At 69.1% G+C, this 26,350-nt stretch carries 22 protein-coding genes; 9 read left to right on the forward strand and 13 right to left on the reverse strand.

The features are described 5' to 3' along the window. Positions 1 to 49: 49 nt before the first annotated feature. The gene (locus FXO18_RS00900) at positions 50 to 1,744 is read left to right on the forward strand and encodes a cation:proton antiporter (protein WP_328593298.1); all 1,695 of its coding nucleotides are present in this window, start codon (positions 50 to 52) and stop codon (positions 1,742 to 1,744) included. Here the strand turns inward: FXO18_RS00900 and FXO18_RS00905 are convergent. Further along, positions 1,709 to 2,821 carry a VIT1/CCC1 transporter family protein gene (locus tag FXO18_RS00905; RefSeq protein WP_149359193.1) on the reverse strand — a complete coding sequence of 371 codons (1,113 nt, stop codon included), beginning with the start codon at positions 2,819 to 2,821 and terminating at the stop codon, positions 1,709 to 1,711. The two genes, FXO18_RS00900 and FXO18_RS00905, sit on opposite strands and share 36 nt — an antisense overlap. 159 nt (positions 2,822 to 2,980) lie before the next feature. Here FXO18_RS00905 and FXO18_RS00910 point away from each other — a divergent pair, with 159 nt between their 5' ends. Beyond that, positions 2,981 to 3,313: a nucleoside triphosphate pyrophosphohydrolase gene (locus FXO18_RS00910; RefSeq protein ID WP_149359194.1), complete on the forward strand. Its 333-nt coding sequence runs from the start codon at positions 2,981 to 2,983 to the stop codon at positions 3,311 to 3,313. Between the two features lie 12 nt (positions 3,314 to 3,325). Here the strand turns inward: FXO18_RS00910 and FXO18_RS00915 are convergent, their stop codons facing one another. From FXO18_RS00915 to FXO18_RS00930, 4 genes are all read right to left on the reverse strand, one after another. After that, positions 3,326 to 4,447 carry an HNH endonuclease gene (locus FXO18_RS00915; RefSeq protein WP_235900368.1) on the reverse strand — a complete coding sequence of 374 codons (1,122 nt, stop codon included), beginning with the start codon at positions 4,445 to 4,447 and terminating at the stop codon, positions 3,326 to 3,328. 2 nt (positions 4,448 to 4,449) lie between these two features. Next, positions 4,450 to 4,845: a YidH family protein gene (locus tag FXO18_RS00920; protein WP_235900369.1), complete on the reverse strand. Its 396-nt coding sequence runs from the start codon at positions 4,843 to 4,845 to the stop codon at positions 4,450 to 4,452. A gap of 81 nt (positions 4,846 to 4,926) precedes the next feature. After that, positions 4,927 to 6,447 carry an alkaline phosphatase D family protein gene (locus FXO18_RS00925; protein WP_149359195.1) on the reverse strand — a complete coding sequence of 507 codons (1,521 nt, stop codon included), beginning with the start codon at positions 6,445 to 6,447 and terminating at the stop codon, positions 4,927 to 4,929. A gap of 139 nt (positions 6,448 to 6,586) precedes the next feature. Continuing rightward, entirely contained in the window at positions 6,587 to 7,708 is a 1,122-nt protein-coding gene (locus FXO18_RS00930; protein WP_149359196.1) for an alpha/beta fold hydrolase, read from the reverse strand. 407 nt (positions 7,709 to 8,115) lie between these two features. Here FXO18_RS00930 and FXO18_RS00935 point away from each other — a divergent pair, with 407 nt between their 5' ends. Continuing rightward, the gene (locus tag FXO18_RS00935; protein WP_187774118.1) at positions 8,116 to 9,471 is read left to right on the forward strand and encodes a condensation domain-containing protein; all 1,356 of its coding nucleotides are present in this window, start codon (positions 8,116 to 8,118) and stop codon (positions 9,469 to 9,471) included. Here FXO18_RS00935 and FXO18_RS00940 read toward each other — a convergent pair. Continuing rightward, positions 9,468 to 11,204: a DUF2207 domain-containing protein gene (locus tag FXO18_RS00940; protein ID WP_149359198.1), complete on the reverse strand. Its 1,737-nt coding sequence runs from the start codon at positions 11,202 to 11,204 to the stop codon at positions 9,468 to 9,470. The genes FXO18_RS00935 and FXO18_RS00940 overlap by 4 nt on opposite strands. A 159-nt stretch (positions 11,205 to 11,363) precedes the next feature. Here FXO18_RS00940 and FXO18_RS00945 point away from each other — a divergent pair, with 159 nt between their 5' ends. Beyond that, positions 11,364 to 11,834 (forward strand): DedA family protein, encoded by a 471-nt coding sequence (locus FXO18_RS00945; RefSeq protein ID WP_149359199.1) that lies wholly within the window; start codon positions 11,364 to 11,366, stop codon positions 11,832 to 11,834. Between the two features lie 110 nt (positions 11,835 to 11,944). Beyond that, complete coding sequence (locus FXO18_RS00950; RefSeq protein ID WP_149359200.1) at positions 11,945 to 12,823, forward strand: DUF5602 domain-containing protein; 879 nt, start codon at positions 11,945 to 11,947, stop codon at positions 12,821 to 12,823. A 4-nt stretch (positions 12,824 to 12,827) separates the two neighbouring features. On the opposite strand, the gene FXO18_RS00955 is transcribed toward FXO18_RS00950, so the two are convergent. From FXO18_RS00955 to FXO18_RS00965, 3 genes are read right to left on the reverse strand one after another with little or no spacing between them, the layout of a single operon-like run. Further along, on the reverse strand, positions 12,828 to 15,494 hold the full coding sequence (locus tag FXO18_RS00955; protein WP_149359201.1) for an FtsW/RodA/SpoVE family cell cycle protein: 2,667 nt from the start codon (positions 15,492 to 15,494) through the stop codon (positions 12,828 to 12,830). Beyond that, a complete protein-coding gene (locus tag FXO18_RS00960; protein ID WP_149359202.1) occupies positions 15,491 to 15,838 on the reverse strand; it encodes a hypothetical protein in 348 nt (115 codons plus the stop codon). The genes FXO18_RS00955 and FXO18_RS00960 overlap by 4 nt, the downstream gene beginning before the upstream one ends. A 10-nt stretch (positions 15,839 to 15,848) precedes the next feature. Then, positions 15,849 to 16,652 (reverse strand): FHA domain-containing protein, encoded by an 804-nt coding sequence (locus tag FXO18_RS00965; protein ID WP_187774119.1) that lies wholly within the window; start codon positions 16,650 to 16,652, stop codon positions 15,849 to 15,851. Positions 16,653 to 16,897: 245 nt separating this feature from the next. On the opposite strand from FXO18_RS00965, the gene FXO18_RS00970 reads away from it, so the two are divergent. Next, entirely contained in the window at positions 16,898 to 17,908 is a 1,011-nt protein-coding gene (locus FXO18_RS00970) for a thioesterase domain-containing protein (RefSeq protein WP_187774120.1), read from the forward strand. A 53-nt stretch (positions 17,909 to 17,961) separates the two neighbouring features. Here the strand turns inward: FXO18_RS00970 and FXO18_RS00975 are convergent, their stop codons facing one another. The 3 genes from FXO18_RS00975 to FXO18_RS00985 form a co-directional block, all read right to left on the reverse strand. Next, positions 17,962 to 18,690, reverse strand: a complete 729-nt coding sequence (locus tag FXO18_RS00975; RefSeq protein ID WP_149359205.1) for a class I SAM-dependent methyltransferase — start codon at positions 18,688 to 18,690, stop codon at positions 17,962 to 17,964. Positions 18,691 to 18,780: 90 nt separating this feature from the next. Beyond that, on the reverse strand, positions 18,781 to 18,999 hold the full coding sequence (locus tag FXO18_RS00980; RefSeq protein WP_149359206.1) for a hypothetical protein: 219 nt from the start codon (positions 18,997 to 18,999) through the stop codon (positions 18,781 to 18,783). Positions 19,000 to 19,067: 68 nt separating this feature from the next. Continuing rightward, positions 19,068 to 19,475, reverse strand: a complete 408-nt coding sequence (locus tag FXO18_RS00985; protein WP_149359207.1) for a hypothetical protein — start codon at positions 19,473 to 19,475, stop codon at positions 19,068 to 19,070. A 400-nt stretch (positions 19,476 to 19,875) separates the two neighbouring features. Between FXO18_RS00985 and FXO18_RS00990 the strand changes: the two genes are divergently transcribed. Together FXO18_RS00990 and FXO18_RS00995 are read left to right on the forward strand one after the other, a co-directional pair. Next, positions 19,876 to 20,448, forward strand: a complete 573-nt coding sequence (locus tag FXO18_RS00990) for a DUF3558 domain-containing protein (protein WP_149359208.1) — start codon at positions 19,876 to 19,878, stop codon at positions 20,446 to 20,448. Positions 20,449 to 20,481: 33 nt separating this feature from the next. Beyond that, entirely contained in the window at positions 20,482 to 22,230 is a 1,749-nt protein-coding gene (locus FXO18_RS00995) for a hypothetical protein (protein ID WP_149359209.1), read from the forward strand. 177 nt (positions 22,231 to 22,407) lie between these two features. Here FXO18_RS00995 and FXO18_RS01000 read toward each other — a convergent pair whose 3' ends face one another. Continuing rightward, positions 22,408 to 22,725 (reverse strand): hypothetical protein, encoded by a 318-nt coding sequence (locus tag FXO18_RS01000; RefSeq protein ID WP_149359210.1) that lies wholly within the window; start codon positions 22,723 to 22,725, stop codon positions 22,408 to 22,410. A 388-nt stretch (positions 22,726 to 23,113) separates the two neighbouring features. Between FXO18_RS01000 and FXO18_RS01005 the strand changes: the two genes are divergently transcribed. Continuing rightward, positions 23,114 to 26,344 carry a DEAD/DEAH box helicase gene (locus FXO18_RS01005; RefSeq protein WP_149359211.1) on the forward strand — a complete coding sequence of 1,077 codons (3,231 nt, stop codon included), beginning with the start codon at positions 23,114 to 23,116 and terminating at the stop codon, positions 26,342 to 26,344. Positions 26,345 to 26,350 lie beyond the last annotated feature (6 nt).

Raw genomic sequence — 26,350 nt, forward strand, 5'->3', positions numbered from 1 at the left:
CGGACAAGCGCCTGTGAGAAGGTAGAGAACAGGCAGGACTCGTCCACGGATGGATGCGCCGATGCAGGTCCATGACTTTCCCCTCATCGCCGGGATCCTTGCCGTGGCCGCTGGTGCTGCATTGCTCGCTGTGTGGCTCAAGCAGCCTCTCATCGTGGCGTTCATCGGTGTCGGCATCCTCGTTGGTCCAGTGGGCCTGGGCTGGGTGACCACCGATGGCACCATCGAGCTGCTGGCCCACCTGGGCATCGCGATCCTGCTGTTCCTGGTGGGGCTCCGGCTGGATATCCATCTGATCCGAAGTACCGGCCCGGTCGCGCTGGCGACCGGGCTCGGGCAGGTCGCGTTCACCTCGATCATCGGCTTCGGGATCGCGCGGCTGCTGGGCATGGACGTGGTGACCGCTCTGTATGTGGCCGTGGCCCTGACCTTCTCGTCCACGATCATCATCGTCAAGCTGCTGTCCGACAAGCGCGAGATCGACCACCTGCACGGTCGCATCGCGGTGGGGTTCCTCATCGTGCAGGACATCGTCGTCGTGGCCGTGATGATCGTGCTGACCGCGTTCGGGCAGGAATCGAGTGGCTCGATGCGCGCCGATATCTTCACGGTCTTCGCGAAGGGCGTCGCACTGGTCGTTGGCGTGGTGCTGCTGATGAAGCTGGTGCTGCCCCGGCTGCTGCACACGGTGGCGCGATCGCAGGAGCTGCTGGTGCTGTTCGGCGTCGCGTACGCGGTGTCCGTCGCGGCGGTCAGTGATTGGCTGGGCTTCAGCTCCGAGGTGGGCGCCTTCCTCGCGGGCATGTCGCTGGCCTCCACGCCATATCGTGACGCGCTAGGAGCCCGCCTGGTCAGCCTGCGGGACTTCCTGCTGCTGTTCTTCTTCCTCGCGCTCGGCGCGCAGCTGGAATTCACCGACGCGGGCGAGCAGATCTCCGAGGCGATCGTCCTGTCGGTCTTCGTGCTGGTGGGCAACCCGCTGATCGTGCTGGTGATCATGGCGTTGATGCGCTATCCGGTGCGGGTGGGGTTCCTCGCGGGCCTGACCGTCGCGCAGATCTCGGAGTTCTCCCTGATCCTTGCCGCGCTCGGGCTGAGCCTCGGCCATATCACCAACGCCACGGTCAGCCTGATCACGGTGGTCGGCCTGATCACCATCGGTGGCTCGACGTACCTGATCCTGTACTCGCACCAGATCTTCCAGCGGATCGGGCCGTGGCTCGAGCGGTTCGATCGCACGCAGGGCCGGGCGCACCGCCCTGCGCAGGATCGGCCGCCATGCGATGTGATCCTCTACGGCCTCGGTCGCTTCGGTGGCCGGATAGCGGACCGGCTGACGACCGATGGGTGGCGGGTGCTCGCGGTGGATTGCGACCCCTATCGCGTGAAGCACCGGCACCGGCATGGCATGCAGGTGGTATTCGGGTGCGCGGAGGACGTCCACTTCCTGGAGGCGTTGCCGCTCGAGTCCGCGCGCGCGGTCATCAGCACCGTGCCGGTGGCTGACGTGAACCGGGCGTTGCTGCATGGCCTGCGCCATCATGCCTATGCGGGGCGCATCGTGGTGACCGCGCACAATGAGCGCGACGCGGTCGATCTCGCTGGGGCAGGCATCGAGGTGGTGCTCGAGCCGTTTCGCATCGCCGCCGACGCGACCGTCGAGCTGCTCGAGGAACTGGTTGCCAACGAGCGCCGCGCGGACGACGGGTCAGCCGATGGTGGTGCCGAACGCGAGGCCGAGTAGATACGTCACCGCTGCGGCACCGAACCCGATCGCCAGCTGGCGGGCGCCTCGCTTGGCCGGCGGGCCACCGGAGAGCAGGCCCACCACCACACCCGTGGCGATGAGCGCGATGCCCACGAGCACGCATGCGGTGACCAGGGCCGCGAAGCCCTCGATGCCGATCGCGTAGGGAATCACGGGGATGATCGCGCCGGAGGCGAAGAACCCGAAGCTCGCGAGCGCGGCCCGCATCGCGGTGCCGATGTTCTCGTGCGCATCAGTGGCGGGCTGCCCGTCCGTGTCATCGGTGCGCAGCCCCGCGAGGACGTCGGTGGCGCGCTGCTCCGCCTCCGCCGGGGACATGCCCCGCGCGCGGTAGACCAGTGCCAGCTCGTTCTCGTTGACGTCCAGGTCAGGCACTGCGTCGCGGGTGTGGGGGCTAGGGGTGGACGCTTCGAGCAGCTCCCGCTGCGACCGCACCGAGATGTACTCGCCCGCTGCCATGGACATCGCGCCCGCGAGCAGGCCGGCCGCGCCAGCGAGGAGGATGACCTCATTGCCCACGCCGCTTCCGGCGAAGCCGAGGATGAGCGCGAGGTTCGAGACGAGCCCGTCGTTGGCGCCGAACACGGCGGCGCGAAAGGTCCCGGAGAGGCGGTTGCGGCCCCGGGTGGCGAGGGCGCGCACGACCTCCTCGTGGATGTGCTCGTCCGCGGTCATCGCGCTGGTGGCGTCGGTATCGGAGGCGTAGGGCGATCGCTTCTCGGCGCGCTGGACGAGGGCGAGCACGAACACCGAGCCGAAGCGGCGGGCGAGGAACCCGAGCATGCGGGTGCGGACATCGCCGCGCAGGGGCATGCCGACGTGGTCGCCGAGGAGACGCCGCCAGTGCGCCTCGTGGCGGCCCTCCGCGTGGGCGAGCGCAAGGAGGATCTCCCGTTCCTCGCCGGTACGGCGCTCGGCGAGATCCATGTACACCGCGGCCTCGGCGCGCTCATTGGCGAGGTAGCGGCGCCAGCGCCGGATGTCGCGCGCAGTGGGCGCCGCGCGCTCGGTGCCGGGGACGCCGGGATGGGTGGCGCGCTGATCATCGGCCATCGTGCTCGTCCCTCCCTGGTCTGTCGGCTTGCTGGGATGACAATACCGCTCTGCCGGTGCGCGCGCCGCCCGCAGCGCGGCCCCCACGGAACCTTCCGCCGGGGGCCAACTTTGGCGTTCTGGTCCAGCCGAGCGCATCGTCGGGTAGAAATCGTGGACATGAGCAAGCTGGTACGCGACCACATCCCGCACATCATCAGAGCCTCGGGACGGGATCCCCTGGTGCATGTGGTCGATGGCGAGGACCGGCGCGTGGCCTTGCTGAGCAAGCTGGGCGAGGAGTGCTCCGAGCTGACCGCCGCCGCGCCCGAGGACGTGCTCGACGAGGCTGCGGACCTGTACGAGGTGCTGCTCTCGCTGCTCGCCCAGCATGGCCATGGAAGGCTCGAGCTCGAGCTCGCCGCGGCGCAGAAGCGCGCCGAGCGGGGCGGCTTCGAGCACGGCGTGATCCTCGATGCGGTCAGTGATGCTGCCGTGCCGGTGGCGGGCTAGCTAGTCCGGCCCCTAGTCCGTGCCGCGCCGCCGTTGGTGGATCTCGTAGGAATCGCGGCCCCGCCACAGCAAAGTCCCGGTGGGGATCGTGGTGTAGATGCCGATCCCGGCGGCGGTGGTGCGGTCGAGCAGGACGGGCAGGCCTGACGCCGCGGAGAGCTCGCGCAGCAGCGGATCGGGGCGCCCGATGGCCCGCTCATGGTGGTCGCGCACGGGGAGCATCGCGAGCTTGTTGCTGTTGCAGCGCGCATCGGTGAGCACGAGGTTCGCGGTGCCGTCCAGCGGTATCCGCGACCAGGGCAGGACGTGGTCGACGTGCGGCGTGGCCCGCAGCGGGGCAGCGCAGTAGAAGCAGCGGCCGTGCTGGATGTCGCGCAGGGGGTCGTGCAGGCGGATGAGCGAGGAGCGGTCGGCGCCGAAGAGGAAGCCGGCGAGATCGTCGTGGTCGAGGTCGGTGGCGTTGAACCGCACGATGTCGGCGATCCAGGTCATCTCGATGACGGGGCGCAGCAGGGGAGCGCATTCGCGGAGCGCGGCCGCCACTCCGGGCCGCAGGACGAGCGGGCCGTGAGCATAGAGGGCAGCGCGGCTGATGGAGTTGTGGAAGCCACTGGCATCGAAGAGGAAGTCCGTGCTCGCGCCCTGCGGCACCCGGACGGGAGTCTGGAGGTAGGTGAGCGGGTTGCGGGCGAGCTGGTGGGCGACATCGCGAACGAGGTGCTCGTACACCGCGGACCCGGACTCGCGCGCGTGGTCGGCGGTGGAGTGCCCTTCCGCGCGGAGCGCGGCGCGGGCCTCCGCGATCAGCCGGGGGATGCGCGGCATGCCCCCGCCGGGACCTTTCGCGGATCCCTGGGGCCAGCCCTGCCGGAGGGGACCGCTGGCGGTGTAGGGCTGCACCTGCGGCCAGTAGTAGGCGATCACGCGCTGCGCGAGGTGGGGCACGGGGACCGCGAGCTCGGCAGTGGTGGGGACCGGGTTCTCGACGGCCTCATCGACCAGGGCGAGCAGCGTGGCGAGCTTGTAGGTCGATTGCCGGGCCCCCGATTCGAGGAGGGCGACGACGCGCTGCGCGAGCGCGATCGAGTCCGCGGCGCCTGGTTGCTCTGGTGCGCCTCCTGCGGATCCGGGCATGGTCAGGCGGAGAGGGCGTCGGCGATGATGGCGATCACCGCGATGGCGGAGACGAGCACGACCACTGTGGTCAATGCGACGAGATGCCTGCTGCCCGGCATGTCGGAGCCAGTGCGCAGCGCCTTCTCGACGGCGAACCAGCGACCCAGGCCCGCGGCGGCCGCGGCGCCGGCGAGCACGACCAGCGAGCCGCCGATGAGGCTGCGGATGGTCTCGTTGGCGAACTCGGGAACGACATGGATGAGGGCGATGCCAGCGACCATGAGGCCGAGCGAGGTGCGGATCCAGGCCAGGAAGGTGCGCTCGCTGGCGAGGGTGAAGCGCTCATCGGGCCGCGTGGTCTCGGTCAGCGGCTCATCGTCGGGATGCTCGCCGGATGCATGCTCGTCGGTGCGCAACGATCCTCCGTTCCCGCGGTGCTCCTGCCGCGCTGCGCGCGCTGCTGCCGCAAGCCCGAACCCTACCGCGCGGCCCGAACTCTACCGCGCGGATAGTTCCTTGGTGTAGAGCACAGCGCCGGAGGTATCGCAGAGGTTGACCGTCAGCGAGCGGGTCTCGCCGTCGATGATGACCTCGCCGAAGTGCTGGTACCCGTCGAGCGGAGAGGTGTTCGGCGTCTCGGGGGCGTGGATGAACTCGGCGCGCGGCCCGAAGGTCGGGTCGAGCTCGTTGGGGCCGAACCCCCCGGCGTGGAGCGGCCCGGTGACGAATTCCCAGAACTCGCTGAAATCCTGGTAGGCGGCCCGCTCGGGGGAGTAGTGGTGCGCGGCGGTGTAGTGCACGTCGGCGGTCAGCCACACCACGCCGGGCACGTCGCGGATGGCGGTGAGCACGCGGGCGAGCTCGGACTCGCGCCCGCCCGGGGAGCCTGGCCGCCCGTTGGCTATGCCCTCGATGTGGTCGCCGTCGGGAACGATCAGGCCAAGGGGCAGGTCGTTGCACACGATCTTCCACTGGGCCGTGGAGGCGCGCAGCGAGTCGATGAGCCATTGCGCCTGACGCGGGCCGAGGACCTGCCCGGTGTCCTGGGCGTGGCTGGTGTTGGGGTCCTTGTAGGCGCGCATGTCGAGGACGAACACGTCGAGCAGCGGGCCGTAGGGGATGGCGCGGAACAGGCGCCCGTCGACGGCCTCGGACGGTCGCATCGGCTGCCATTCATGGAAGGCTTGCCAGGCGGCACGGGCCATCGCGTCGATCTCGGGAGACTCGCCGGGGTACCAGTTGTTGGTGACCTCGTGGTCGTCCCACTGCACGACCTGCGCGACGCTGGCGTTGAACCGGCGGTAGTTCGCCTCGGTGAGGTTGTAGGCGTAGTTGCCGCGGAACTGCCCGAGCGTGGTGGCTGCCTGCGCCTTGGCCTCGCTCAGCTCGTTGCGCCAGATGCGGCCATCGGGCAGCGTGACGGTCTCCTCGAGCGGGTTGTCGGCGTAGATCGAGTCGCCGGAGTGGAGGAACAGATGGGGGGAGCGGTCGGCGATGGTGGCGAAGCCGCGCATGCCGCCCATCTCGGTATTGATGCCCCAGCCCTGCCCGGCTACATCACCGGACCAGGCGAGCCGGATGGTGCTCGGCCTGGCCGGGGCCGTGCGGAAAATACCGGCGACCGGCTCGGACAGTGCGCCGCCGGACTCGAGCGTCACCCGGTAGTGCACGTCGGTGCCCGCGGGCAGGCCCGGGACCCGGAAGGTGCCGGTGCCGTCGGTGGCAGGGGTGAGCATGGGGCCGAGGTAGCGCGCGGGCGCGGTGAAATCCTCGGTGGCAGAAGTCTCGACGATCATGCGGGCGGGCCGGTCGCTGCGCGCCCACACGAGCGCTCCGTCCGCGCGGGGATCACCGGTAGCGACGCCGTGGGTGAGGCGCGGCCGGGAGCGGGAGAGCAGCGGCCCGATCGACTGGGCGCGCGCAAGTCCTGCTGTGTCGCTGATGCCCAGGGTCGATGCCCCCAGGACGGAGGTGCCGATCAGTGCGCCCTGCAGCATCGCGCGCCGCGAGAATTCCATGCCCCGAGTCCTTTGCTAGGCCAGCCGATCCATGCCGGGTATCCGGCATGCCCAGCGTGACGGGACGGGCCAACACGGAGCCAAGGAGGGGATGGCGCGCGGGCGACAAGGCCGTGAACAGCGTCGCGGAACCGGACGGCTACGCGTTGGCGGTGGCTTGCTGCTCGGCGAGGAAGGCGTCGATGTGGGGCCAGGTGTGCTCGGGCGCTCCGGGGCCGGTGAGCACACCGAGGTGGCTGCCCGGCGCGGTCTCGAAGCGCACACCGGGCGAGCCCGTGAGGATCGTCGCGAGGTGGCGGGCAGCAGGAACCGAGGTGATGGCATCACCTGTGCCTGCGATCGCGAGCACGGGCTTGTCCACGCGGCCGAGATCGATGCGCCGGTCACCGAGGATGAGCTGCCCCTTGGCGAGATCGTTGCGGAGCATGATGCGCTGCCACAGCTGCAGGTAGAGCCGACCGGGGTAGCCGGGCATCTGGCTCATGAACCGCTCGATGGATTCCATGCGGGCGAGGGTCTCGGTGTTGCCGAGGTTGCGGGCGATGAACCAGGGCTTCTTCAGCTCCCGCTGGAACGCGGTGGCACGGAAGGTCAGCTTGACGAAGGGGGAGGGCATGCCGCCCATGAGCTTGGTGCCGTAGGTGGTGACGCGTCCGCCGGTGAAGCGGGCGGCGGTGCGCAGCGGCACGAGGTTGGGCAGCTTCGCGTAGTCGATGGGGGTGGCGACGGTGGCGATGGAGCGGATGGGCTGCTCGGGGTGCGCGGCGGCGGAGAGCAGCGTCATCGTCCCGCCCAGGCACCAGGCCACTACGTCGATCGGCTTGCCGCCATGCTCGGTGGAGACGCGCTCGATGGCTGCGGGGATGATGTCGTCGATCCATTCCTCGAACCCGAGGTCGCGGTCGGCGAAGGAGATGGTGCCGTAGTCGACGACGTAGGGCGCGTGGCCGGTGTCGATGAGGTGCTGGGCGAGGCTCTGCTCGGAGCGGAGGTCGAAGCAGGAGATCGGTACGGCCAGCGGCGGGACGAGCAGCACGGGATGGTCGTCATGGTTGCCGCCCGCAGGCACGTCGTACTTGCGGAGCGTGCGGTGCGGGGCCTCGTGGATCACCGTCGAGGGCGTGGGGGCGTAGGGCTCGAGGCCCTCGCCGAGGGTGAGGTTCCAGGCATTGCGCGCGGCGGTAGGGATCCTGCTCGCGAAGGCGCTGGACTTCTCGGGAGCGGTGGGGGGAGCCGTGGGGAGATCGAGGCTGGCGCTCATGAGGGTGGGCTCCTTCGGATCGGGCAGGCCGGGTGACGGTGTCGCTGGGCGGGGCGATCGTGGCAGGCACGAAGCGTGAGACCCCTGTTGATGAGACATATTGTCACAGTAGGTTTCGCTCCCGTAACCCATGCGTGAACAACGCCACACCATGGATCGGCGCTGCGTGCCCCGAGGATTGGCGTCATCCAATTGACCGATCGTCAGCAAAGGCCACATCCACTACGGTAAGAGTCACCCGGGCGCGGTCAAGATCACCCGGGCACGGGAAGGGGACCACGGAACCAGGAATGCGAGCACCGCCGAGGCGGGTTACCAAACCGAGACACTGCTCGGCCACGGATGCACGGTAACGGCAACACCGCGCATGTAACGTTCCGGGGGACCAGATGGATGAACACACTGAGATGAGCAAGGCGAGCCAGAGAGACCAAGCAGCGATGGAGACTGGGCGCATCCCGCTCACCGCATCGCAGGCCAATGCCTGGTTCGCGCAGCGCATGAACCCCGGCATCCCGGATTGCCTGGCCCGCTACGTCACCATCGACGGCCCGCTCGACGCCGGCATCCTGCGCCGCGCCATCGATCAGACCGCCGCCGAGTGCGGACTCACCACGACTCGCATCACCGAGCATGATGGCTGGCCCTACCAGCAGATCACGAGCGCTCCCCGGGGCGCGGGCCTCGCGATCGTCGACCTCTCCGGCGAGGACGACCCCGCCGGCGCGGCGCAGGACTGGATGTGCCTGCAACGCTCGACCCCGGTCGACATGCTCCACGGGCCGCTCCTCGAAGCCGCGCTGCTCGTCCTCGGGCCGAGCCAGCACATCTGGTACACCAGGGTTCATCGCATCATCGCCGATCCGGCGTCCTGCCAGCTCTTCCTGCGCCGCGTCGCGCAGGTGCACAACGCCATGCTCGCCGATCGGTCCGCCCCGCCCTTCCGTGGCCTGCCCATCACCGACCTTGTCGAGCAGGACCATGCCTACCGTGGCTCGGCAGCCTACGACGGCGACCACGACTACTGGTCCACCACCCTTGACGGTGCCACCGAGGCAACGAGCCTGGCCGGCACCACCGCGCCAGCGTCCGTGGCAACAGTCCGCGAATCCGCCGCGATCCCCGCGAGCACTGCCTCGATGCTCGATGAGGTCGCGCAGTACTCCAGCAGCACCGCCACCGCGATCATCACGGCGGCCTTCGCCGGCTACCTCAGCCGCATCACCGGAACCAGCGACACCACCCTCACGTTCCCGGTCCCCGCGCGCACCCGCATCGCGATCCGGCGCTCAGCGAGCGCGCTGGGCAATACCGTTCCGCTGCGCACCGGCATCAACGAGGACACCACCATCTCCGAAGCCATCCGTGCAGCGCGCGACCGCATCGCGGGAGCGATCGCGCACCAGCGCTTCCGCAACGATGACATCATCCGCGAGCACGGACTGATCGGCGACCACGCGCACGCCTTCGGCCCCACGATCAACCTCGCGCTCGCCGATCCCACCATCCTGATCGAGGGCACCACCGCGGTCAGCCAGTCGCTCACCGACGGACTCGTCCACGATCTAGTCGTGACCATCCGCTATGACCAGCACAGCGCCTTGGTCCTCGACATCGAGGCGAACCCGAAGCTCTACACCCACGAGGAGATCGCCGCGCACCTGCAGCGATTCCTCAACTTCCTCGGAAAATTCGGCGACAGCGATCCCCGGACTCCGCTGCGCTCCGTCGCTGGCATCCAGCCGCTCCTCCAACTGGTCTAGCGCCCGCCGACGGAGCCGCCGCCCCCGCCACCGCCGACCGAGCCGCCGCTGAACCCGCTCGCGGACCCACCGGCCGCCTGCGCCCCGGTGGACCCGAACCCGCCCTGCAGCGCGATGAAGACCATGGGGCTGAAGGGGCGGGGCCCGACGAACCAGTACGGTGCGACTCCCTCCTCCTCGTACGTGCTGGACAAGCGCTCCACCCAGTCCTTCGCGGCCCCGCACAGCATCGCTTGCGGCAGGGCACGCTCATGGAACTCGATCACCGGCAGCTCGCTGCCTGGAAGATCCGTCGTGCCGTGCGTGCTGGTGCGCGAGGACTCCACCGAGTCGAAGTACTTCGCCGTCGCCTCGAGCTGGTCCACCACGGGCCGGCCCTTGCCGGTGAGGGGCCGGATGTCGAAGGCCAGCACGATCGCGGGCAAAGCAACCACCACTGCGCCGATGGCCACCGCGATCCGCCAATCCGGGCCCAGCATCGCCAGCGCGATGATCGCCGCCACCGCGCTGCCGAGCGCCACCGCGCCTCCGGCGACCACGCCCCGGGGCACCGGCACCTTCCGGCGGTAGCCGTCGGCGACGACCTCGCTCTTTATCCGGCGCTGCAGTGCCGTGATCGCGCTCGCGGTGCTCGAGCTAGGCTCGCTGAGCTCGTGGACGGTGCTGCCGGCGGGGAACAACGCATCGACGATTTCCTGCTCGTCAGCATCGAGGCCCGTGGGATCCACTAGCTCCGCCTGGTACTCGTGGCCCGCGCCGCTCTCCACCTCGACAAGGCGGATGGTGCCGCGGATGGCGAGATCGACGATCTGCGCCGGCACCGCGCGCGCTTCCATCGTGCCCCCGTGGATGGCGGCCATCCGCAGGATCGACAGGCCCTGCGGCACCGAGTAGGAGGCGGTGATCGCCCGTGAGCGTGGCACGGACCGGCCCACCGTGGCCCGCACACGGGTCGCGAGGGCGAGGGCTCCCGCCGCGAGAAGCGCCGCCGCGCCCGTGAGCACGGAGGCGACCACGCCGAGCGCCCCCTCCGTGTAGGGCTCGAAGGCGCCCGCAGCGAATCCAGCCACAACGGTCATGCCCTCGCCCTCGGCCAGCGGCCGCGTCGAGGTGAAGCGCACCTCATCGTCGTCGATGCTCACCTCGCATTCACGCGTCGAGCCCTCCGCGCCCTCCAGGCAGCGCGCGCGGCCGTCGAACAGCCCGGCTACCTCCGGGGAGAGCTCCAGCGTCACCGTCACCGGCCCATAGGGCTGCGCCGATCCCGCGGGAAGCACATCCCAATACCATTCCTGCGCGTCGCCGACGTCGTCGATCACATCGCGCATCCGGTACTCGATCGAGAAGACCTGCTCGCCCCGCAGGAAGTCATCCGTGCCAGTGGCGACCAGCAGCTCGTCGCCCTCGCTGGTCTCCGAATAGATCGGCTCCGGCTCGCCGTTGCGCGTCACCGATTCCACCTCGGTGCCCAGTGGGTGCCCGTCGTGCTTGCGGGGCAATCCCCGCACGATGCCCTTGTTCTGATCGCGGTCCGGGAACTCCGCGGTCAGCGTCTCGGTGACGTGCATCCGAGCGCGGCCCTCCTCATCGCGCTCGAGCAGGTACACCGCCTCGACACCATCGAACTCGAAATCCTCGGCGGACGACTGCGCTGCCGCGCCACCCGCTCCCGCGACCGCGAGCAGCCCCACGGCTCCCGCCAGCATCGCGCGCACTGCTAGACCTCGGTGCATGACCCTCCCTAGGCGAGCAACAAACCCTGGGGCAAACGCTAACAGTGCAGACCACTGCGCGCCCGGCTGCGCTGCGCCTGATCGACGATCCCCGCACGGTGGCCAGGCGCACTAGTATCGGGACGACTGCCAGCCACGGACGTGCCAGGGGAGGGGACCATGGAGTACGGCTTCCTCGCCGGGCACCCCTTCGTCGTTGTCTACCTCGCCCTGTTCGGCATCGTGTTCCTCCGCGCCCAGGCCACCTACTGGCTGGGGCGGCTGCTCGGAGCCGGGCTGTACCGGACGCGGCTCGGCGCCCGCATCGAGCCCCGGCTCGAGCGGTCCCGCGCCATCATCGATCGCTACGGGCCCCCCGCTGTCACCGCATCCTTCTTCACCATTGGCCTGCAGACCGCTGTGAACGCCACAGCCGGTGCCACCCGCATGCGGTTCATCCGCTACCTGATCGCCATGCTCGCCGGCTGCGCGGCGTGGGCCGCGATCTACTCGCTCGGCGGCATCGCGATCCTCACTGCCTGGTGGCGCGCGTTCACCTATTCGCCGCCGCTGGCCATCGCGCTGCTGGTCGCCCTTGCGGGGGCGATCGCCTGGTGGTCGCAGCGTGGCCGGGCACGGGACGCGACCTAGCCGGAATTGACCTAGCCGGAAGCTCTTACATTCCGTGCGAAAGGCGCGCAAGATTATCGGTGGGAGCACGACCAGCCGAGGCCGCGCACCGTAGGACAAGGACCACCCTCATGACCACCACCGTGCTGCGTGGACGGTCGCTCGCCGCGACCAGCATCACCCTCGCCGTCCTGGCTGCTAGCTGCGGCAGCGACGACACCGAGCCGGGCGCTGCGAGCGCCACCACAGGACCGAGCGGCACAACGACCGCCGTCGTCACTGAGCAAGCGGAGGCGAGCCTCGAGCGCGGGCCAGCCGTCACGGTCGGCGAGGGGGAGGCCGCGGCCTTCGTCACCGTTGACGCCGAGGGCAACCCCAGCGAGGTGGGAATCCGGCTCACCGAGGATGCGCTCGACGGTTTGCCCGATGAGCCGGACGCGCCCCCCACGGTCTGGACGCTCGAGCTTCCAGAGAGCGCCGACTCCACCATGTTCGACCATGTCTCCCTCGACTGGGCGAGCAGCGGCCACGAGCCGCCCGGCCTGTTCGACAAGCCACACTTCGACATGCACTTCTACATGATCGATGAGACGGATGTCGCCGCGATCGTGCCTACTGATCCGGATTTCGGCGCCAAGGCCGCGAACCTGCCCGACGAGCCCTATATGCCTGCCGGGTACGTGGTGCCGCCCGAGCCTCCGGTCGAGATGCAGGGCGTGCCCAACATGGGGGTGCACTGGCTCGATGGCGGGGAGGGGCTCGTCCCCGGCGAGTACGTGTTCGAGTCCACCCTCATCATGGGCAGCTGGAATGGCGAGTTCACGTTCGTCGAGCCGATGATCACCCGCGACTGGCTGCGCGGCAAGCCGTCCCTCGAGAAGGACATCCCGCAGCCCGGGGTCTTCTCGCGCGACGGATACTTCCCCACCACCTACACCGTCGGGTTCGACGAGGACACCAGTGAGTACGTCATCACCCTCGGAGGCTTGGAGGAACGATCCAGCGAATGATCGGCTAGTTGCCCGCGCAGGGGTTGATGCTGGTGCCGCGGTCCGCGATCGCGGCGCGCAGCACCGCGGCAGCCACCGGGCCGGCGCTGCTCGCGCCACCCCGGTCCGTGCCCGTCGCCGTATCGGCGAGCACACGCACCGCGACGACGATGTTGCTGCCCTCGACGGGGGCGATGGCGACGATCCAGCCGTCGTACAAGCCGTTGCTGTTCTCGGCGGTGCCGGTCTTGGCGGCGATGTCCTCGGTGAGTCCCTGCAGGGCCGGCACGTTCCCGCTGGTGACGGACAGCTCCATGCCCTCGCGGATGCGCTGCGCCGCCTCGGGCGCGATGACACGCTCGCGGGCCGGTGCATCGGTCGGGGCGTAGCGATCGCCACGGCAGGCGCCGACGATCGACCGGGGCGGGCTCGATGTCCCGCCGGTTGCCACGATCGCTGCGGCATGCGCCATCGCGAGGGGGGTAGCACGCACGTCCTGCTGGCCGAACCCGGTACGCGCGATCGCATCGGGATCGCCGAGGCCGCCGAGCGCGACCGGCCTGCTGGCGAACGTGGTGCCGTCGTTGTCCCAGCCGCTCATCGCCTCGGTCATGCCGCGGATCCGGTCGGCACCGATCTCGATGGCAAGCTCCGCGAACGCCGTGTTGGACGATTCGGCGAGCGCCTCCTCCAGGGACCCGCCGGCCGGGCCGAGATCATGATTGTGGACCGTGCCGAAGCCATCGGGCGGGGTGTACTCGGAGCGGACCTCGGTCTCTCCGTCCAGCCCAGCATCCAGCACCGCGGCCGCTGTGATGATCTTGTAGGTGGAGCCGGGCGCGGAGTCCGCGGCGAGCGCCGGATGACCATTGCCCCAGCGCCCCGAGGGGTCGGGCGACGAGTATGCCGCGAGCACCGAGCTCGTCGCCGTATCGAGGACGACGACATCGCCCGACACCCCACCAAGAGCATCGCGCGCAGCGGCCTGCACCGTCGGCGAGAGCGAGGAGACCGCAGGCTGCGGCGGGCAATCAAGATCGAGCATCAACCGCCACCAACTGCCGCAGTTCGGCCACTCCTGGATGCGATTGTCCACGACACTGATGAGGCGCTGATTGTCATCGGTCATCCCCGCCACGCCATGAACGATCCGGCTAGTGCCGCTCGCATCGTGGGTCGTGCTCGCCAGCAACTGGCCATCGCGGGCCAGCAGGTCGCTGCGCTTGTCCAGCGGCACGAAGCTACCGAACTGCGACGCCGGCAGCGGATCCACCACCGCCGTGGCAATGACGGTGCCCGCGACGACCAGCACCCAGAACGCCGGGATGCCCGGAGTGACGCGAGCGATGCGGCGGGTGAGGTCCCGCTCGCTGCGCGGCGCATTGAGATTGACTGCCCGTGAACCAGCTCCGGCGATCAGTCCGATCGTGAACCACATGCCGATCAGCGCGCTGCCCCCCTTCGACAGGAACGGCGTCACCATTCCCGTCATGGGCACCACGCCGAGATTGCCAAGGATCACGTACGCCGCCTGGATGCTGAACATTGCCGTCAGGCCAGCGGTGATCAGGCGCATCGCCAGCGTGCGGGCACGCAGCGCCGAGTACCACCCGGCGAGGCTGATGACCAGGAACAGCGCGACGATCACCAGGAGGGTGGCGTACCCGCGCTCCTCCCCGATGCCAGCGAGCACATAATCGCTCTCCACCACCGGCACCACCGTGGGATTGCCCCGGTTGAATCCACTGCCGAACCAGCCGCCGCGCGACAGGGCCATCTGCGCCATGCCGTTCTGGCGGATGCTGCCATCGGGCAGCACGGGCTCCCAGATCTCGGAGACGCGGTCGCGCACCTTGCCCGAGACGAGATACACCAGCCCGAGCAGCACAGCACCCGCCCCCGCCAGCCACAGGGCGTAGCGCATCTTGGGCAGGCACAAGGTGATGATCGTGGCACCACCGGCGAAGATCGCTAGCGCCGGGCCCAGATCGTCGAGGTACAGGGCGAGCAGCCCGGCCGCGAACAATGGCACCGCGGTGATCGCGATGGTCTGCTTGGTGGCCTTGCGGAACGACGACGCCGTGGACAGGGCCAGCAGCGCCACCGAGATCACGATGAGCGGGCGCGCGAACTCGACCGGCTGCGCGGTGAACGGGCCGAGCTGGATCCAGGCACGCACCTCGCCCACGGCGTAGGACAGCGATGGCACCAGCGGCAGCGCCATCAGCGCCAGGCCGAGAGCCGCGATCGCCGTGGCGTGCAGCCGGGACACCCGCGGGTGCCAGCGGCTGGTGAACAGGGCGGACACGACGAACGCGGTGATCGCGAGGCCCAGCCACAGCATGGTGGTGATGAAGCTGCCCGGCGCCAGCCGGAAGCCGGTGACCAGGCCGAGACAGGTGAGGAACCACGCCGCCCACGGCATCGCCAGCGACACCTGCGGCCCTATTGCCGCGCGCACCGCTACTGTCAGCAGCAGCGGTGCCACGATGGCCGCGATGAGCAGCAGGATGCCCTGGCCCAGCGGCCAGCCGAGCCTGCCCAGGGCGGTGAGCACCAGCAGGCCGCTCGACGCCGCCACGAGCAACGCCATCCGCCACTCGCGGGTGGACGTCGACGCGACCGGCGACTCGTGCCAGGTCCAGCGCGGAGCAGGAGTGGCCGCGGGATCGTTGACCGTGGTGGAGGTCATCGCGCCCGCTTCGGGGTGCCGGGACGGCCCTTCTTGGCGCTATCCGTCGCATCGGGCGTCGAGCCCAGCACTCGTGTGGTGCCGGATCCGTCGCTGCTCGAGCGCCGCGCTTTCGCCCCCTTCGCCGCTTTGGCGCCCGCCTTCGAACCGCTCTTCGGTCCTGCGGTCGTCTTCGCCGCTGACGGGGACCCCTTCGCGCTGGCTGTGCGCCCCGGACCCGCTGCCGGAGCATTCCCCGGGGCGCGCGAGGCTTCCTTCGGGGGACGCTCGCGCAGGACCACGTGCGCGAGAAGAGGCAGCGCGATGATGAGGACGGCCGCGTGGGCGAGGAAGTTATTGATCATCGTCGGCCCGCTACAGCGCCGCGATATGGACGATGCGGACCGGGACCCGACCAGCCAGATCGATCGTGGCGTCCTTGGTGATCGTGAGCGGACGGGTCAGGCGCTGCTTCTCGTGCCAGGTGCCGTTAGTGCTGGAGAGATCGGTGATCGTCAGCGAATCACCTTTCGCGGTGATGCTGGCATGCTCGCGGCTGACGATCGGCTCATTGATGATGATGTCGCACGTGCCACCGGCGCCGACCTTCCACGAACGGCCCTCCGTGAGCGGAACCGCCTTGCCCGACGGCGGCTCGATCAACCACTGCGCGCGCCCGACAACCTGGGTGACATCGCTGGCCGCGCGCGGCGAGGAACGGCGGACCCGGGCACCGGCAGGAGTCGAGGAGGTGTTCAGGATGGTATCGACACGACGACGATGGAACCGCTCGTTCTCCGCGAGGGTGAACCGCACATCGCCGGTGATGTAGTCCTCATCGGCCGCGGACGACAGCACATAGTTCGCGAGATCGTCGGTGAATGAATCCCAGTTCTTGGTGATCCTGCTCGCTAGCTCGGGCGCCACGATCAGCACCACGCTCTCGGGCAGCACTCGGGTGCTCAGCGTCCGCTCGGACTTGCGGAGGATCTGCTCGCCGATCCGGTGGATGAGAGCATCGAGAGGCTCCTCCGGCAAGCGCGCTTCGGCACCACGCACCACGTTGGCCAGCGCGCTGCGCGCCACCGACGGCAAGGCACGCGCGCGGGCTTGCTGCCACGCCCACCACGAGGTGCCCGCGATGATCGCGAGGAACACCATGATGACGAGAACGTCCATGCCCTGAACTCCTGACCGTTTCCTGCTGCTTGCTTGCTGCGGTTCAATGCTTGCTGGTGCTCCCGGGGGACAGCACGGGATCCCGCCGGACCAGGACCGTCGCATCCAAGCATGCCGCTAGGCCGGACACCACGCCAATGCAGGCACCAGCCAGGAACTGTAGCGCGCTGCCCGGACATCCCCCTGCGAGCGATCGACCACCCCTCCCGAGTAGCCATGGCTCGCCAACCCACGATAATGGACGCATGGACGAAACGGACCACCTCGGTGCGGCCTATCACACCTTCCGCGACGAGATCACCCAGTACAACGTCGCCACGGACCGCACCACCGGCGACAAGTTCCGCTTCTATCTCCTCAACCGCCGGTTCGAGCACGTGCAGCCCGTCGTGATCTACAACGGGTTCGGATCCACCCCGAACACCACCCTCGGGCAGCGGTACCTCTGGTCCTACGCCCAGCAGCTCGATCGGCCCATCATCGCCCCCATGGCCGACCACGTCCACCGCCGCACCGACCGCCGCCAGTTCGCCGACAGCCACGCCCACGCCCTCGCGCGCCTCCATCCCGGACCGCTCCACGTCGCCGGGATGTCCTGGGGAGGCATCGTCGCCTACTCCGTCGCCGAATCGCTCCAGGACAACGCCGACCACCTCGTCACCCTCTCCTCCGTCGGCACCATGGACGGCCTGCACCGCCATGCCTGGCGGGCCCTCCACATGCTCCGCCGCGAGGGGCCCATCGTCCGCGATGCCATCGAGACCATCGTCGGCGACTTCGACCCCCACGACCACGAGCACCCCGCGCCCACCATGGACCCCCTCAGCAAGATCCGCCGATCCATGATCATGCGCCGCCGCTCCCTCCACGAGCTCCCCGACACCCTCCACCCCTCCACCACCTGGCACGACATCATCGGCGTGCACGATGCCCTCACCAGCCACTCCGACCACATCGACGCCGTGCTGCGCCGCAACACCCGCCACCCCGGCAGCACATCCATCACCGTCATCCGCAACCACGGCCACATGTGGGCCCACATGCGCCCCACCCTCGCCGAGCTCCTCGCCGACGCGCTGCACCGCAAGGAAGCCGGCCACTACCAGGAAGCGACCATCGCGCGCACCAGCGACGACTTCACTAGCGTCGAGAACGTGCCGGGCTGGGGTGTCGGTGGTGGTGGCGGCTCGGGCGCTGGTGGTGGCTTCGTTGCCGACGAGAGTGCGAAAAACGACAGCGATCGTGAGGAAGGCTGACGTATTTCGCACACTCGCGGCGGGGGCACGGCCAGGCCCACCCGCCTAGCGGCTCATCCCCGTCGGTACCGGTACGCATGAGTGACGTACGGCAGCTCGATGCGGGACCGGCCACGGAGATCAGGATGCGATGCCAGCAACTCCTCGATCCTCGCATCGATGTCGGCGCGCTCCGCAGCAGTGGCTACCAGGTAGTTGCTGCGGCTGCGCACCAGCTCCCGCAGCTCAGCGGGCGTGAGCGTGCGTTGCCACGCCTGCGTTGTCTCAGCTTCACGCACGAACGGTGCTGCCACGCACGGACCCTCGCCGCGCACGAGATCCTCGGCGGGGCTGCGCTGCATGATCCCCGTGAGCTCCCGCACCCACGGCACCGTCTCGTCGCGGATGTTCCACAGCAGGAGCAGCGAGCCGCCGGGCGCGAGCACACGATCGATCTCCCGGGAGGCAGCCTCCACGTCCACCCAGTGCCAGGCCTGCCCGAGAACTACCGCCGCGGCCGAGGAATCCGGCAGGGGCATTGATTCAGCCCGGCCTTCCAGCGCCATGACACTGGGAAGCACCGCCCGCAGCCGGTCGAGCATGCGTGGATCCGGGTCCACCGCGATCACCTCGCGCCCGAGCGCCACGAGCTCGGCGGTGAGGATCCCCGTCCCGGCGCCACAATCGACGACTACGCCCGGCCCCGACGGCAGTATCCGCTCGAGCAGTTGCCGCGGGTAGCGCGGACGCACCTGGTCGTAGCTGGCCGCGGCCTCCCCGAAGCTCCGTGCTCGATCGGTCATTCTTCGCCTCCATGTAGCGGGATTGCATGGAGCTTCGCGCTCGATCTGGTACGGCTGGTCACCCAGATGGACGGGGTGCGCGCCGCAACGCTAGTCGCCCGTGCGGGGGCGGCCTGGCACTCGGCCCGATTTCCTCAGCCACAGCACGAGTCCTCCAGAAGCCAGCACCACGATACCGAGCAGCAACGAAGTCAGCTCGTGTCGCGTTTCATGCGGTTCGAACAATGAAGGGAGCGTGAGGATGAGCGCAGCTCCGGCCAGCACCGTTGCGGTGAATGAAACCCAGTACGTCATGCTCATGCCGGTCATTCTCCTCGGGAGCAGCGGGCGACGGTAGAGGTGACCACGTCGACGACGGCGGAGGCACACCGCTAGCCTCAGCAGGTGACGAGCTCGCTCGGGTCGCTGGTGGTGTCGAGCCAGCGCCCGTAGGCATCACCGCCGACAGTGCGGACGCGGGCGCACAGCTCGGTGCGGCTCGTGCCTGCTGGGTAGTAGACGGCGTAGATGGGATTGCCCTCGTAGGACTGGCGCAGCGACGGGCAGGACTGGTCGGTGCGCAGGTAGCGGGCACCGGGGTGCGTGTCGAGCGCGTTCTGCACCTCGTTGGCGTACTGCCCGGGGGTGATGGCGCTGTGCAAAATGACGATGCCAGTGCCGTCGCAGGCCGGCATCGTCATGGGGGTGCTGAGGCCGAGGCCGCCGCTCGCCGCGGGCCGCGCGGTGCTGGTGGTGGGCGCGGGTGCCGCGCAGTCGTAGGTGCTGCCAGGCCAGGTGCTGGTCATCCATCCGGGGTCCGCTACAACCACATTTCCTGCGGGGCGCGCGCCTGCGCGGAGATCGCCCTGCCGACTGGGGAGGGCACGGTGTGGGTGAACCTGAGGCTGTCGCCCCTTGGGGACCGCTCGCTGCATGCCAACGAGGAGGTCATCCGCTACACCACGCTCCTCGAGCCGTACCTGCCCGCCCGCTAGCCATCGGGCCAGAGCGCCGCGCGGCTGCTCTCCCGGGAATCTGCTGGTCAATGTCACGCGACGCGCCGCGACACGCGCCCGAAAACGCGACATCAGCTAGCAGATTCTGTTGCGCGGTTGTGATGCATCCCATATGGGGGCTCGGGAACCATCGCTGCTCGGGCTGCGTCCTATTCTCCGAGCGCAGTACTGGCAACGATAGGGGACGGGCATGCGACGAGCGGTGGCAGGCATGGGCGTGGTTCTGGTGGCGGGGTTGCTCGCGGGCTGCGGCCTGCCTTTCGTCACGGCGCCCGGCGGGTCGATGCCCATTGCCGCGCCGACGTCGACAGCGCCGGTGCGCCCGTCGGCGTTGTTCGATCCGTGCACCGATATCCCCGACGAGGCACTCGAGGCGGTGGGTGTCGATGTCGAGTCCGAGTACATGAGCATCTACGGCAACCCCAAGATCTCCGGCGAGCACTGGGATGACCACCGCGAGTGCGCCTGGCGGGGCGAGGACCACCGCATCTGGATCGCCTCGGAGATGCTCCCGCTCGACGAGGTGCTGCTCCAGTCGGGCATAACCGGCGTCACCGAGGTGGTCATCAACCGGCGCAGCGGGATCCGCTACAACCACGAGTCTTGCGGGGCGTTCCTATGCGCGGAGATCGTGTTCCCCACGGGTGAGGGCACGGTGTGGGTGAACCTCCGGCTCGCGCCCCGGGCAGACCCCTCGTTGCACGCCAACGAGGAGGTCATCCGCTACACGACGATCCTCGAGCCCTACCTGCCCGCCCGCTAGCCACCCGCCGACCCGCCAGGGGGAACCACCACGATGTCGTCACCGATCACCACCCCGGGGGGCCTGCTCGAGCTCGACCCGGCCACCCTCGACCGCGCCATCACCGCCTGCGAGCAACTCGCGATCGAGCTCGCCCGGAACAGGGATGGCGTGATCCGCACGCTGCCGTCGGCCAGCCTGCGGCTGGGCACGCTGCCGTCGGGCCAGGCCCTGGCCACCGCGTATGGATTCCTGTGGGACGGCGGGGAGGCCTCGCTCGATGGCATCGTCACTTCCCACATCGCTATCGCCGAGGCGATGGCGGTCACCCTGGGCTCGGCGCGCGATCAGATGACCGGCACGGATGTGGATACCGCCGAGGCGCTCGCCACGCTCGAGGCGCTATCGAAGCAGGGCGGCACCGGGGCGGTGCTGGCCACGAGCATGCTGCCGGCCACCGGACCAGCGGAAACCGACATGCACGGTCCGCTGGAAGCGCTGGTGAAGGAAGGCGGGACCGGGGCACTGCTGGCCAAGGGCCTGCTCGCTGCCGCGGCGGCGGTTTTCAACCTGAGCCCGCGCTCGCCGGGCTACCACGCGCTCCCAGTGGCGGTGACCGAGCCGTTCGCGGTCATGGGGCATGCCGAGATCGCCGCGGCCGCCACCGCGTTGTCCGACGATCTGCGGGAGTTCATGCGGTTCGCCGACTCGTGGAGAGAGGCCGGTACTGCCTTGGCGACCGCCGCCGAGGATGCGGCAGCGGGCCTGCGGGTGCTGCCTTCCGGGCTGTCGGGAGAGCTGGCTGATCGGATGATCGCCGCGATCGAGGACCACCTGGTCAGCCTCGTCACGCTCGGGTCGGTGGCCGAGGAGATCGGCGGCAAGCTCGACACCACGGTGCAGGGCTTGTCGGACGCGGCTCGGGCGGTGCCCGAGATACCGGTAGCCAGCGCTACGGATGCGGCGGATCCGACAGGAGCATGGCAGGCGCGGCTGGCCGCGGAGCAGCAGGCGGCGCTGGAGCTGGCGCGGGATGCGATGGAACTGCGCTACCGGCCGGTGGTGGAGGACTCGGCGGATCGTGTGCCGCTGCTGCCGCCCCCGGACGCGCCCACGACCGACAGCGATACCGCCATCGCGCCGCAGGCAAGCGGCAGGCCAGGCGGAGCGGCAGGAACTGGAAGCGAAGGAGCGACCGGAGGTACGGCTGCTGAGGCTGCCACCAGCGGTAGCGAGGGAGGCGCGGCCGGGGACGAGGCCGACGCGCGATCCTTGCATCGTGGTCCGGAAACCGTTCCGGCCGGGACGCAGCCCGCGGGTGCTGCGGTGGCCAGCGGAGAAACTGCCACAGCGCCGAGGGCGGGCATCGGAGCAGGCCCAGGCAACGGTCCAGGGCCAGTCCCCGGCGGCCAGCCAGGCGCATCGGGCCCGGGCGGAATGCACGGGCCAGGTGGCCCAATAGCCGGTGGCGCGGCATCCGGTGGGGCACCACGCGGTTCCGCGCCGGGCAGCGCACCAGGAAACGGTCGGCCACCCAGCAGCGGCGGGACGCCGAGGCTGCCCGGGGGAACCCTGCCGCCAGCTGCGTCCACCGCACCCAGCAATCCAGGCACCAGTTCCCGTCCGATGATGGGCGGCATGGCGCCAATGGCACCCATGGCCGGTGGCGGCGCCGCCGGGGGACAGGGGCACACCCCTGCGTCGTACCTGACGTCCAAGCGCAATGGCCATGCCCTGGTCGGGGACCTGCCGCGCACGCCGCGGGGCATTATCAGCGGTTCCGAAGACATCTTCGACGAGTAGCCCCGGCCGCGCCCCAGACCGTAAAAAGCCCATGAAAAGCAACAAGTTCTGCCCAGGATCGACGCAGATCGTTGATTCTCATAGGAGTTTGCCACGAGGCACGCGCGGCATGGCCTAGCTATCGGGGACAGCGAAAGGTGCGGGGATCAGGGGATCCCCGCACCCTTCCGCCACTGCCTACTCGGCCTCGTGGAGGCGGGCGAGAAGGATGCCGATGCCCTCGGCGTTGTTGCGCGACCCGCGGGGGCAGATGGTGCCGGCCACGCACACCTGTGCGGTGAGCGGGCGGCGCGGCGCTGCCGGTGCCTCTTCCTCCACCGGGCCTTGCAGGGCCTCGCGGAGGGCGGCGCGGCTGATCCCGACGCGCCGCGCGATGAGCGCGATGCGATGAGCACATACGCCGCAGCGGCAGATGGTGCCGGGCTTGGCCTGGTGCAGGCGGCCCGAGAGGAGTTTGACGGCGTTGAGGACCTTTTTGCTGGACGAGTTGGACATGGTGACCCTTCCTGTCGACCGATACACCTCTCCTGCGGAGATGTCTCGGCGTCGGATTCGGGTGTCATGTCATGTCGTCATCAGCGTGGTCCTGCCTTTCTCTGCTCGGGGTTGCCAGTTCCCGGATGCTGCTGTGAGGTGTGAGCCATCGCGGCGCGGGAGCCCGGGGAACAGAGATACTAGATCGTGTACGAATAGGTCGCAAGAGGTAGTTCGCCCGACTTGCCACCTCGGCCGGGACGGTGAATCGCGAGGATCGCGCCACACCTACCGTGGCTGGATCGTCACAATCGACGGCCGCGCGCGCCTAGCGTCAAGTCCTACGACGAGGAAGCTTCCCCGGTCGCGCTCCGTTTCGCTCGAGCGCTTCCTCCGGTAGGTTGGCCGGGTGCTGCCCGCCGCGCTCCGAGATTTTCCCACCGTTGCCCTCCGTCCGCTCGTGGGGGAGGCGACGTTCTGGCGCGGCATGGGCTATGCCCGCGATGGGGCTGTGCAGGATCATTCGTGGGATGCCGCGGCTTACGCGCTGCGCGGCATCGTTGCTGGCAGTGGCCGCAATTCGTATCGCACTTCGGCGGTTTTCACGCTGGTGGGCGGCGAGCTGCGGTTCGATCATGGCCGGTGCAGCTGCCCGATGCGGCAGGATTGCAAGCACACTGTCGCGCTGGTGGCCACCGCAGTGGATTCGGTGCGGGAGATGGTGCCCGGCCTTCAGCTCGCAGCGTGGGAGCAGGCGCTCGCGGGGCTGCTGCCCGAGGATGAGCCTCCGGAGGAGAGCGCGGTGCTGGGCATGGAGCTGGCCGCGCAGCCGTTGACCTCTACCCAGCAGCGGGCGGGCATGGTGGGGCACCGGCTGGTGGCCAGGCTGGTCACGCAGGGGCGGCGGGGCTGGCTCTCCACGGCGATCACGTGGAACGAGTTGCCGTATGTGCAGCATCGCATGGCGATCGATGGGGAGCAGCTGGCGTTGCTGCGCGAGTTCCATGCCGTCTACCAGGCGGGCCGGGGCGGGGCGCGTGGCTCGGCGCTCGATGGGCAGCTCGATCTCGCGGAGTTCCACAGCATCCGGTTCTGGCCGATCCTGCTGGACCTCCTCGGCAGTGGCGTCGTGCTGCTGGACCGCGATCGGGACTGGGCGATGGTGGATCTGCATCCGCCCGCGGAGCTGATGCTGGATGTGCGCCGCAGCGAGGGCGGTGACCTGCGGATCGAGGCGAGCGTGCCGCCGGGCGCGGTTGCAGCGGAGAATGCTCCGAGCGCGGGCGAGCTGCGGCCGATCGGGTTCCTCGGTGCGGAGGGGCATGGTGTCGCGTACCGCGATGACCTGGGCTGCCTGCATCTTGCCGCATGCCCAGCGGGGGTGCCCGAGCCCTTGCGGCCCGCGGTAATCGACGCGGAACCGCTGAGCGTGCCTGCTGCTGACGCGCACCGCTTCGCGACCCTGTACTACCCGCGCCTGCGCGGGCGCGCCGCGATCCGGTCGAGCGATGAATCGTTCGCTCCGCCGAAGGTCACGGGACCGAGGCTGCTGGTGCAGGTGGTGTTCGAGGTCGACTATCGCGCGGCGAGCCTGTGCAGCTGGCGGTACCGGATCGATGACACGGTCGCGGATTTTCCCGCGCTGGCCCCGATCGAGCCCGATGGCATCCGGGATCCCGCTGCCGAGCAGGAGCTGGCGCGAAGCATCGGCACGCTCGTTCCGTTGGATCCCACGGCCTACCACGGCATGGATACCGTCACTCTTGTCGAGGACATGCTGCCCGCGCTGCGCGCGCTGGACAGGGTCGACATCGAGATCAGCGGCGAGGTCCCTGACTTCCGGGATGCCGACGATACGTTCTCGATCACCTTGTCCACCACGCACCTCACTGGGCAGTCGGACTGGTTCGATCTCGATGTGGCGGTCAGCGTCGACGGCACCAACCTTGCGTTCCCGGATGTGTTCCGCGCCCTCGACAGCGGCGAGACGCGCATGATCCTGCCCGGGGGTGCCTACTTCACCCTCGACCGTCCCGAGCTCGATACGTTGCGCTCGCTCATCAGCGAGGCGAAGGCCCTGACCGACAAGCCCGGCGACGGCTTGCGCATCAACCGCTACCAGATCAGCTGGTGGGACGAGCTCGTCGAGTGCGGCGTGATCGGCGAGCAGGCCGCTGAATGGGACCGGCATGTCACCGCGCTGCGCACCGACAGTCCCACTGTCGCGGACCTGCCGCACACCTTGCGAGCCAAGCTGCGCCCCTACCAGCAGGAGGGCTTCGACTGGCTCGCCTTCCTGTGGCGCAACCAGCTCGGCGGCATCCTCGCCGACGATATGGGGCTGGGCAAGACCCTGCAGACCCTCACCCTCATCGCTCATGCGCGCGAGCACCATCCCGGCGGGCCGCCGTTCCTCATCGTCGCTCCCACTAGTGTTGTCCCCAACTGGGCCGACGAGGCCGCCCGCTTCACCCCGGGGCTCACTGTCGCGACGCTGACGGACACGCTCGCCAAGCGCCGCACCACCCTGGATGCCGCCATCGCGGGCGCGGATATCGTGGTGACGTCCTACACGCTGTTCCGGCTCGACAACGAGGCCCACCAGCAGCACTCGTGGTCCGGGCTAATCCTCGACGAGGCGCAGATCGCCAAGAACCACCAATCCAAGATCCACAATTGCTGCCGCACGGTCCCGGCGCCCTTCAAGCTCGCGATCAGCGGCACACCCATCGAGAACAACCTCATGGAACTGTGGTCGCTGCTCTCCATCACCGCGCCGGGGCTGTTCCCGAATCCGCGCTCGTTCAAGCAAACCTACGCGGAGCCCATCGAGAAGATCGGTGACACCGAGCGGCTCGGGCAGCTCCAGCGACGCATCGCGCCCCTGCTGCGGCGCCGAACCAAGGAGGCTGTCGCCAGCGACCTGCCCGCCAAGCAGGAAACCCTTCTCGACCTGCCGCTGCACCCCAAGCATCGCAAGGCCTATGACACGCGGCTGCAGCGCGAGCGGCAGAAGATCCTCGGGCTCGTCGACGACATCGACAAGCACCGCATCACCATCCTGCAGTCGCTGACTACGTTGCGGAAGCTCAGCCTCCACGCTGCGCTCGTCGACCCAGCCCACGAGCGGGTGCCGTCCGCGAAGATCCAGATCCTCCACGAGCACCTCGGCGACATCATCGCCGGTGGCCACCGCGCGCTCGTGTTCAGCCAATTCACCAGCTTCCTCGCGCTGGTCCGGCAGAGCCTCGATGACGCGGGAATCCCGTACGCCTACCTCGACGGCTCCACCCGCGACCGCGGCAAGGTCCTCGATGCGTTCCGCGCCGGGACCGCGCCTGTTTTCCTCATCAGTCTCAAGGCGGGCGGATTCGGACTCAACCTCACCGAGGCCGATTATGTCTACATCCTCGATCCCTGGTGGAACCCCGCCACCGAGGCGCAGGCGGTGGATCGCACGCACCGCATCGGCCAGACCCGCCCCGTCAACGTTTACCGGCTGATCTCCCGTGGCACCATCGAGGAGAAGGTCGCGGAGCTCAAGCAGCGCAAGGCACAGCTATCGAGCAATGTCCTCGACGATGGTGCGGGGTTCAGCAGTGCCCTGACCGCTGACGACATCCGCGGGCTGTTCACCTAGGCCCGC

The sequence above is a fragment of the Lolliginicoccus suaedae genome (assembly GCF_008312885.1).
Taxonomy (GTDB): Bacteria; Actinomycetota; Actinomycetes; order Mycobacteriales; family Mycobacteriaceae; genus Lolliginicoccus; species Lolliginicoccus suaedae.

Bases quoted from the DNA above. Each gene is read 5' to 3' on its own strand.
- FXO18_RS00900 (WP_328593298.1), top strand. From the start codon at position 50: ATGGATGCGCCGATGCAGGTCCATGACTTTCCCCTCATCGCCGGGATC.
- FXO18_RS00905 (WP_149359193.1), bottom strand. From the start codon at position 2,821: ATGGCCGATGATCAGCGCGCCACCCATCCCGGCGTCCCCGGCACCGAG.
- FXO18_RS00910 (WP_149359194.1), top strand. From the start codon at position 2,981: ATGAGCAAGCTGGTACGCGACCACATCCCGCACATCATCAGAGCCTCG.
- FXO18_RS00915 (WP_235900368.1), bottom strand. From the start codon at position 4,447: ATGCCCGGATCCGCAGGAGGCGCACCAGAGCAACCAGGCGCCGCGGAC.
- FXO18_RS00925 (WP_149359195.1), bottom strand. From the start codon at position 6,447: ATGGAATTCTCGCGGCGCGCGATGCTGCAGGGCGCACTGATCGGCACC.
- FXO18_RS00930 (WP_149359196.1), bottom strand. From the start codon at position 7,708: ATGAGCGCCAGCCTCGATCTCCCCACGGCTCCCCCCACCGCTCCCGAG.
- FXO18_RS00935 (WP_187774118.1), top strand. From the start codon at position 8,116: ATGAGCAAGGCGAGCCAGAGAGACCAAGCAGCGATGGAGACTGGGCGC.
- FXO18_RS00940 (WP_149359198.1), bottom strand. From the start codon at position 11,204: ATGCACCGAGGTCTAGCAGTGCGCGCGATGCTGGCGGGAGCCGTGGGG.
- FXO18_RS00945 (WP_149359199.1), top strand. From the start codon at position 11,364: ATGGAGTACGGCTTCCTCGCCGGGCACCCCTTCGTCGTTGTCTACCTC.
- FXO18_RS00950 (WP_149359200.1), top strand. From the start codon at position 11,945: ATGACCACCACCGTGCTGCGTGGACGGTCGCTCGCCGCGACCAGCATC.
- FXO18_RS00955 (WP_149359201.1), bottom strand. From the start codon at position 15,494: ATGACCTCCACCACGGTCAACGATCCCGCGGCCACTCCTGCTCCGCGC.
- FXO18_RS00960 (WP_149359202.1), bottom strand. From the start codon at position 15,838: ATGATCAATAACTTCCTCGCCCACGCGGCCGTCCTCATCATCGCGCTG.
- FXO18_RS00965 (WP_187774119.1), bottom strand. From the start codon at position 16,652: ATGGACGTTCTCGTCATCATGGTGTTCCTCGCGATCATCGCGGGCACC.
- FXO18_RS00970 (WP_187774120.1), top strand. From the start codon at position 16,898: ATGGACGAAACGGACCACCTCGGTGCGGCCTATCACACCTTCCGCGAC.
- FXO18_RS00975 (WP_149359205.1), bottom strand. From the start codon at position 18,690: ATGACCGATCGAGCACGGAGCTTCGGGGAGGCCGCGGCCAGCTACGAC.
- FXO18_RS00980 (WP_149359206.1), bottom strand. From the start codon at position 18,999: ATGACCGGCATGAGCATGACGTACTGGGTTTCATTCACCGCAACGGTG.
- FXO18_RS00985 (WP_149359207.1), bottom strand. From the start codon at position 19,475: ATGACCAGCACCTGGCCTGGCAGCACCTACGACTGCGCGGCACCCGCG.
- FXO18_RS00990 (WP_149359208.1), top strand. From the start codon at position 19,876: ATGCGACGAGCGGTGGCAGGCATGGGCGTGGTTCTGGTGGCGGGGTTG.
- FXO18_RS00995 (WP_149359209.1), top strand. From the start codon at position 20,482: ATGTCGTCACCGATCACCACCCCGGGGGGCCTGCTCGAGCTCGACCCG.
- FXO18_RS01000 (WP_149359210.1), bottom strand. From the start codon at position 22,725: ATGTCCAACTCGTCCAGCAAAAAGGTCCTCAACGCCGTCAAACTCCTC.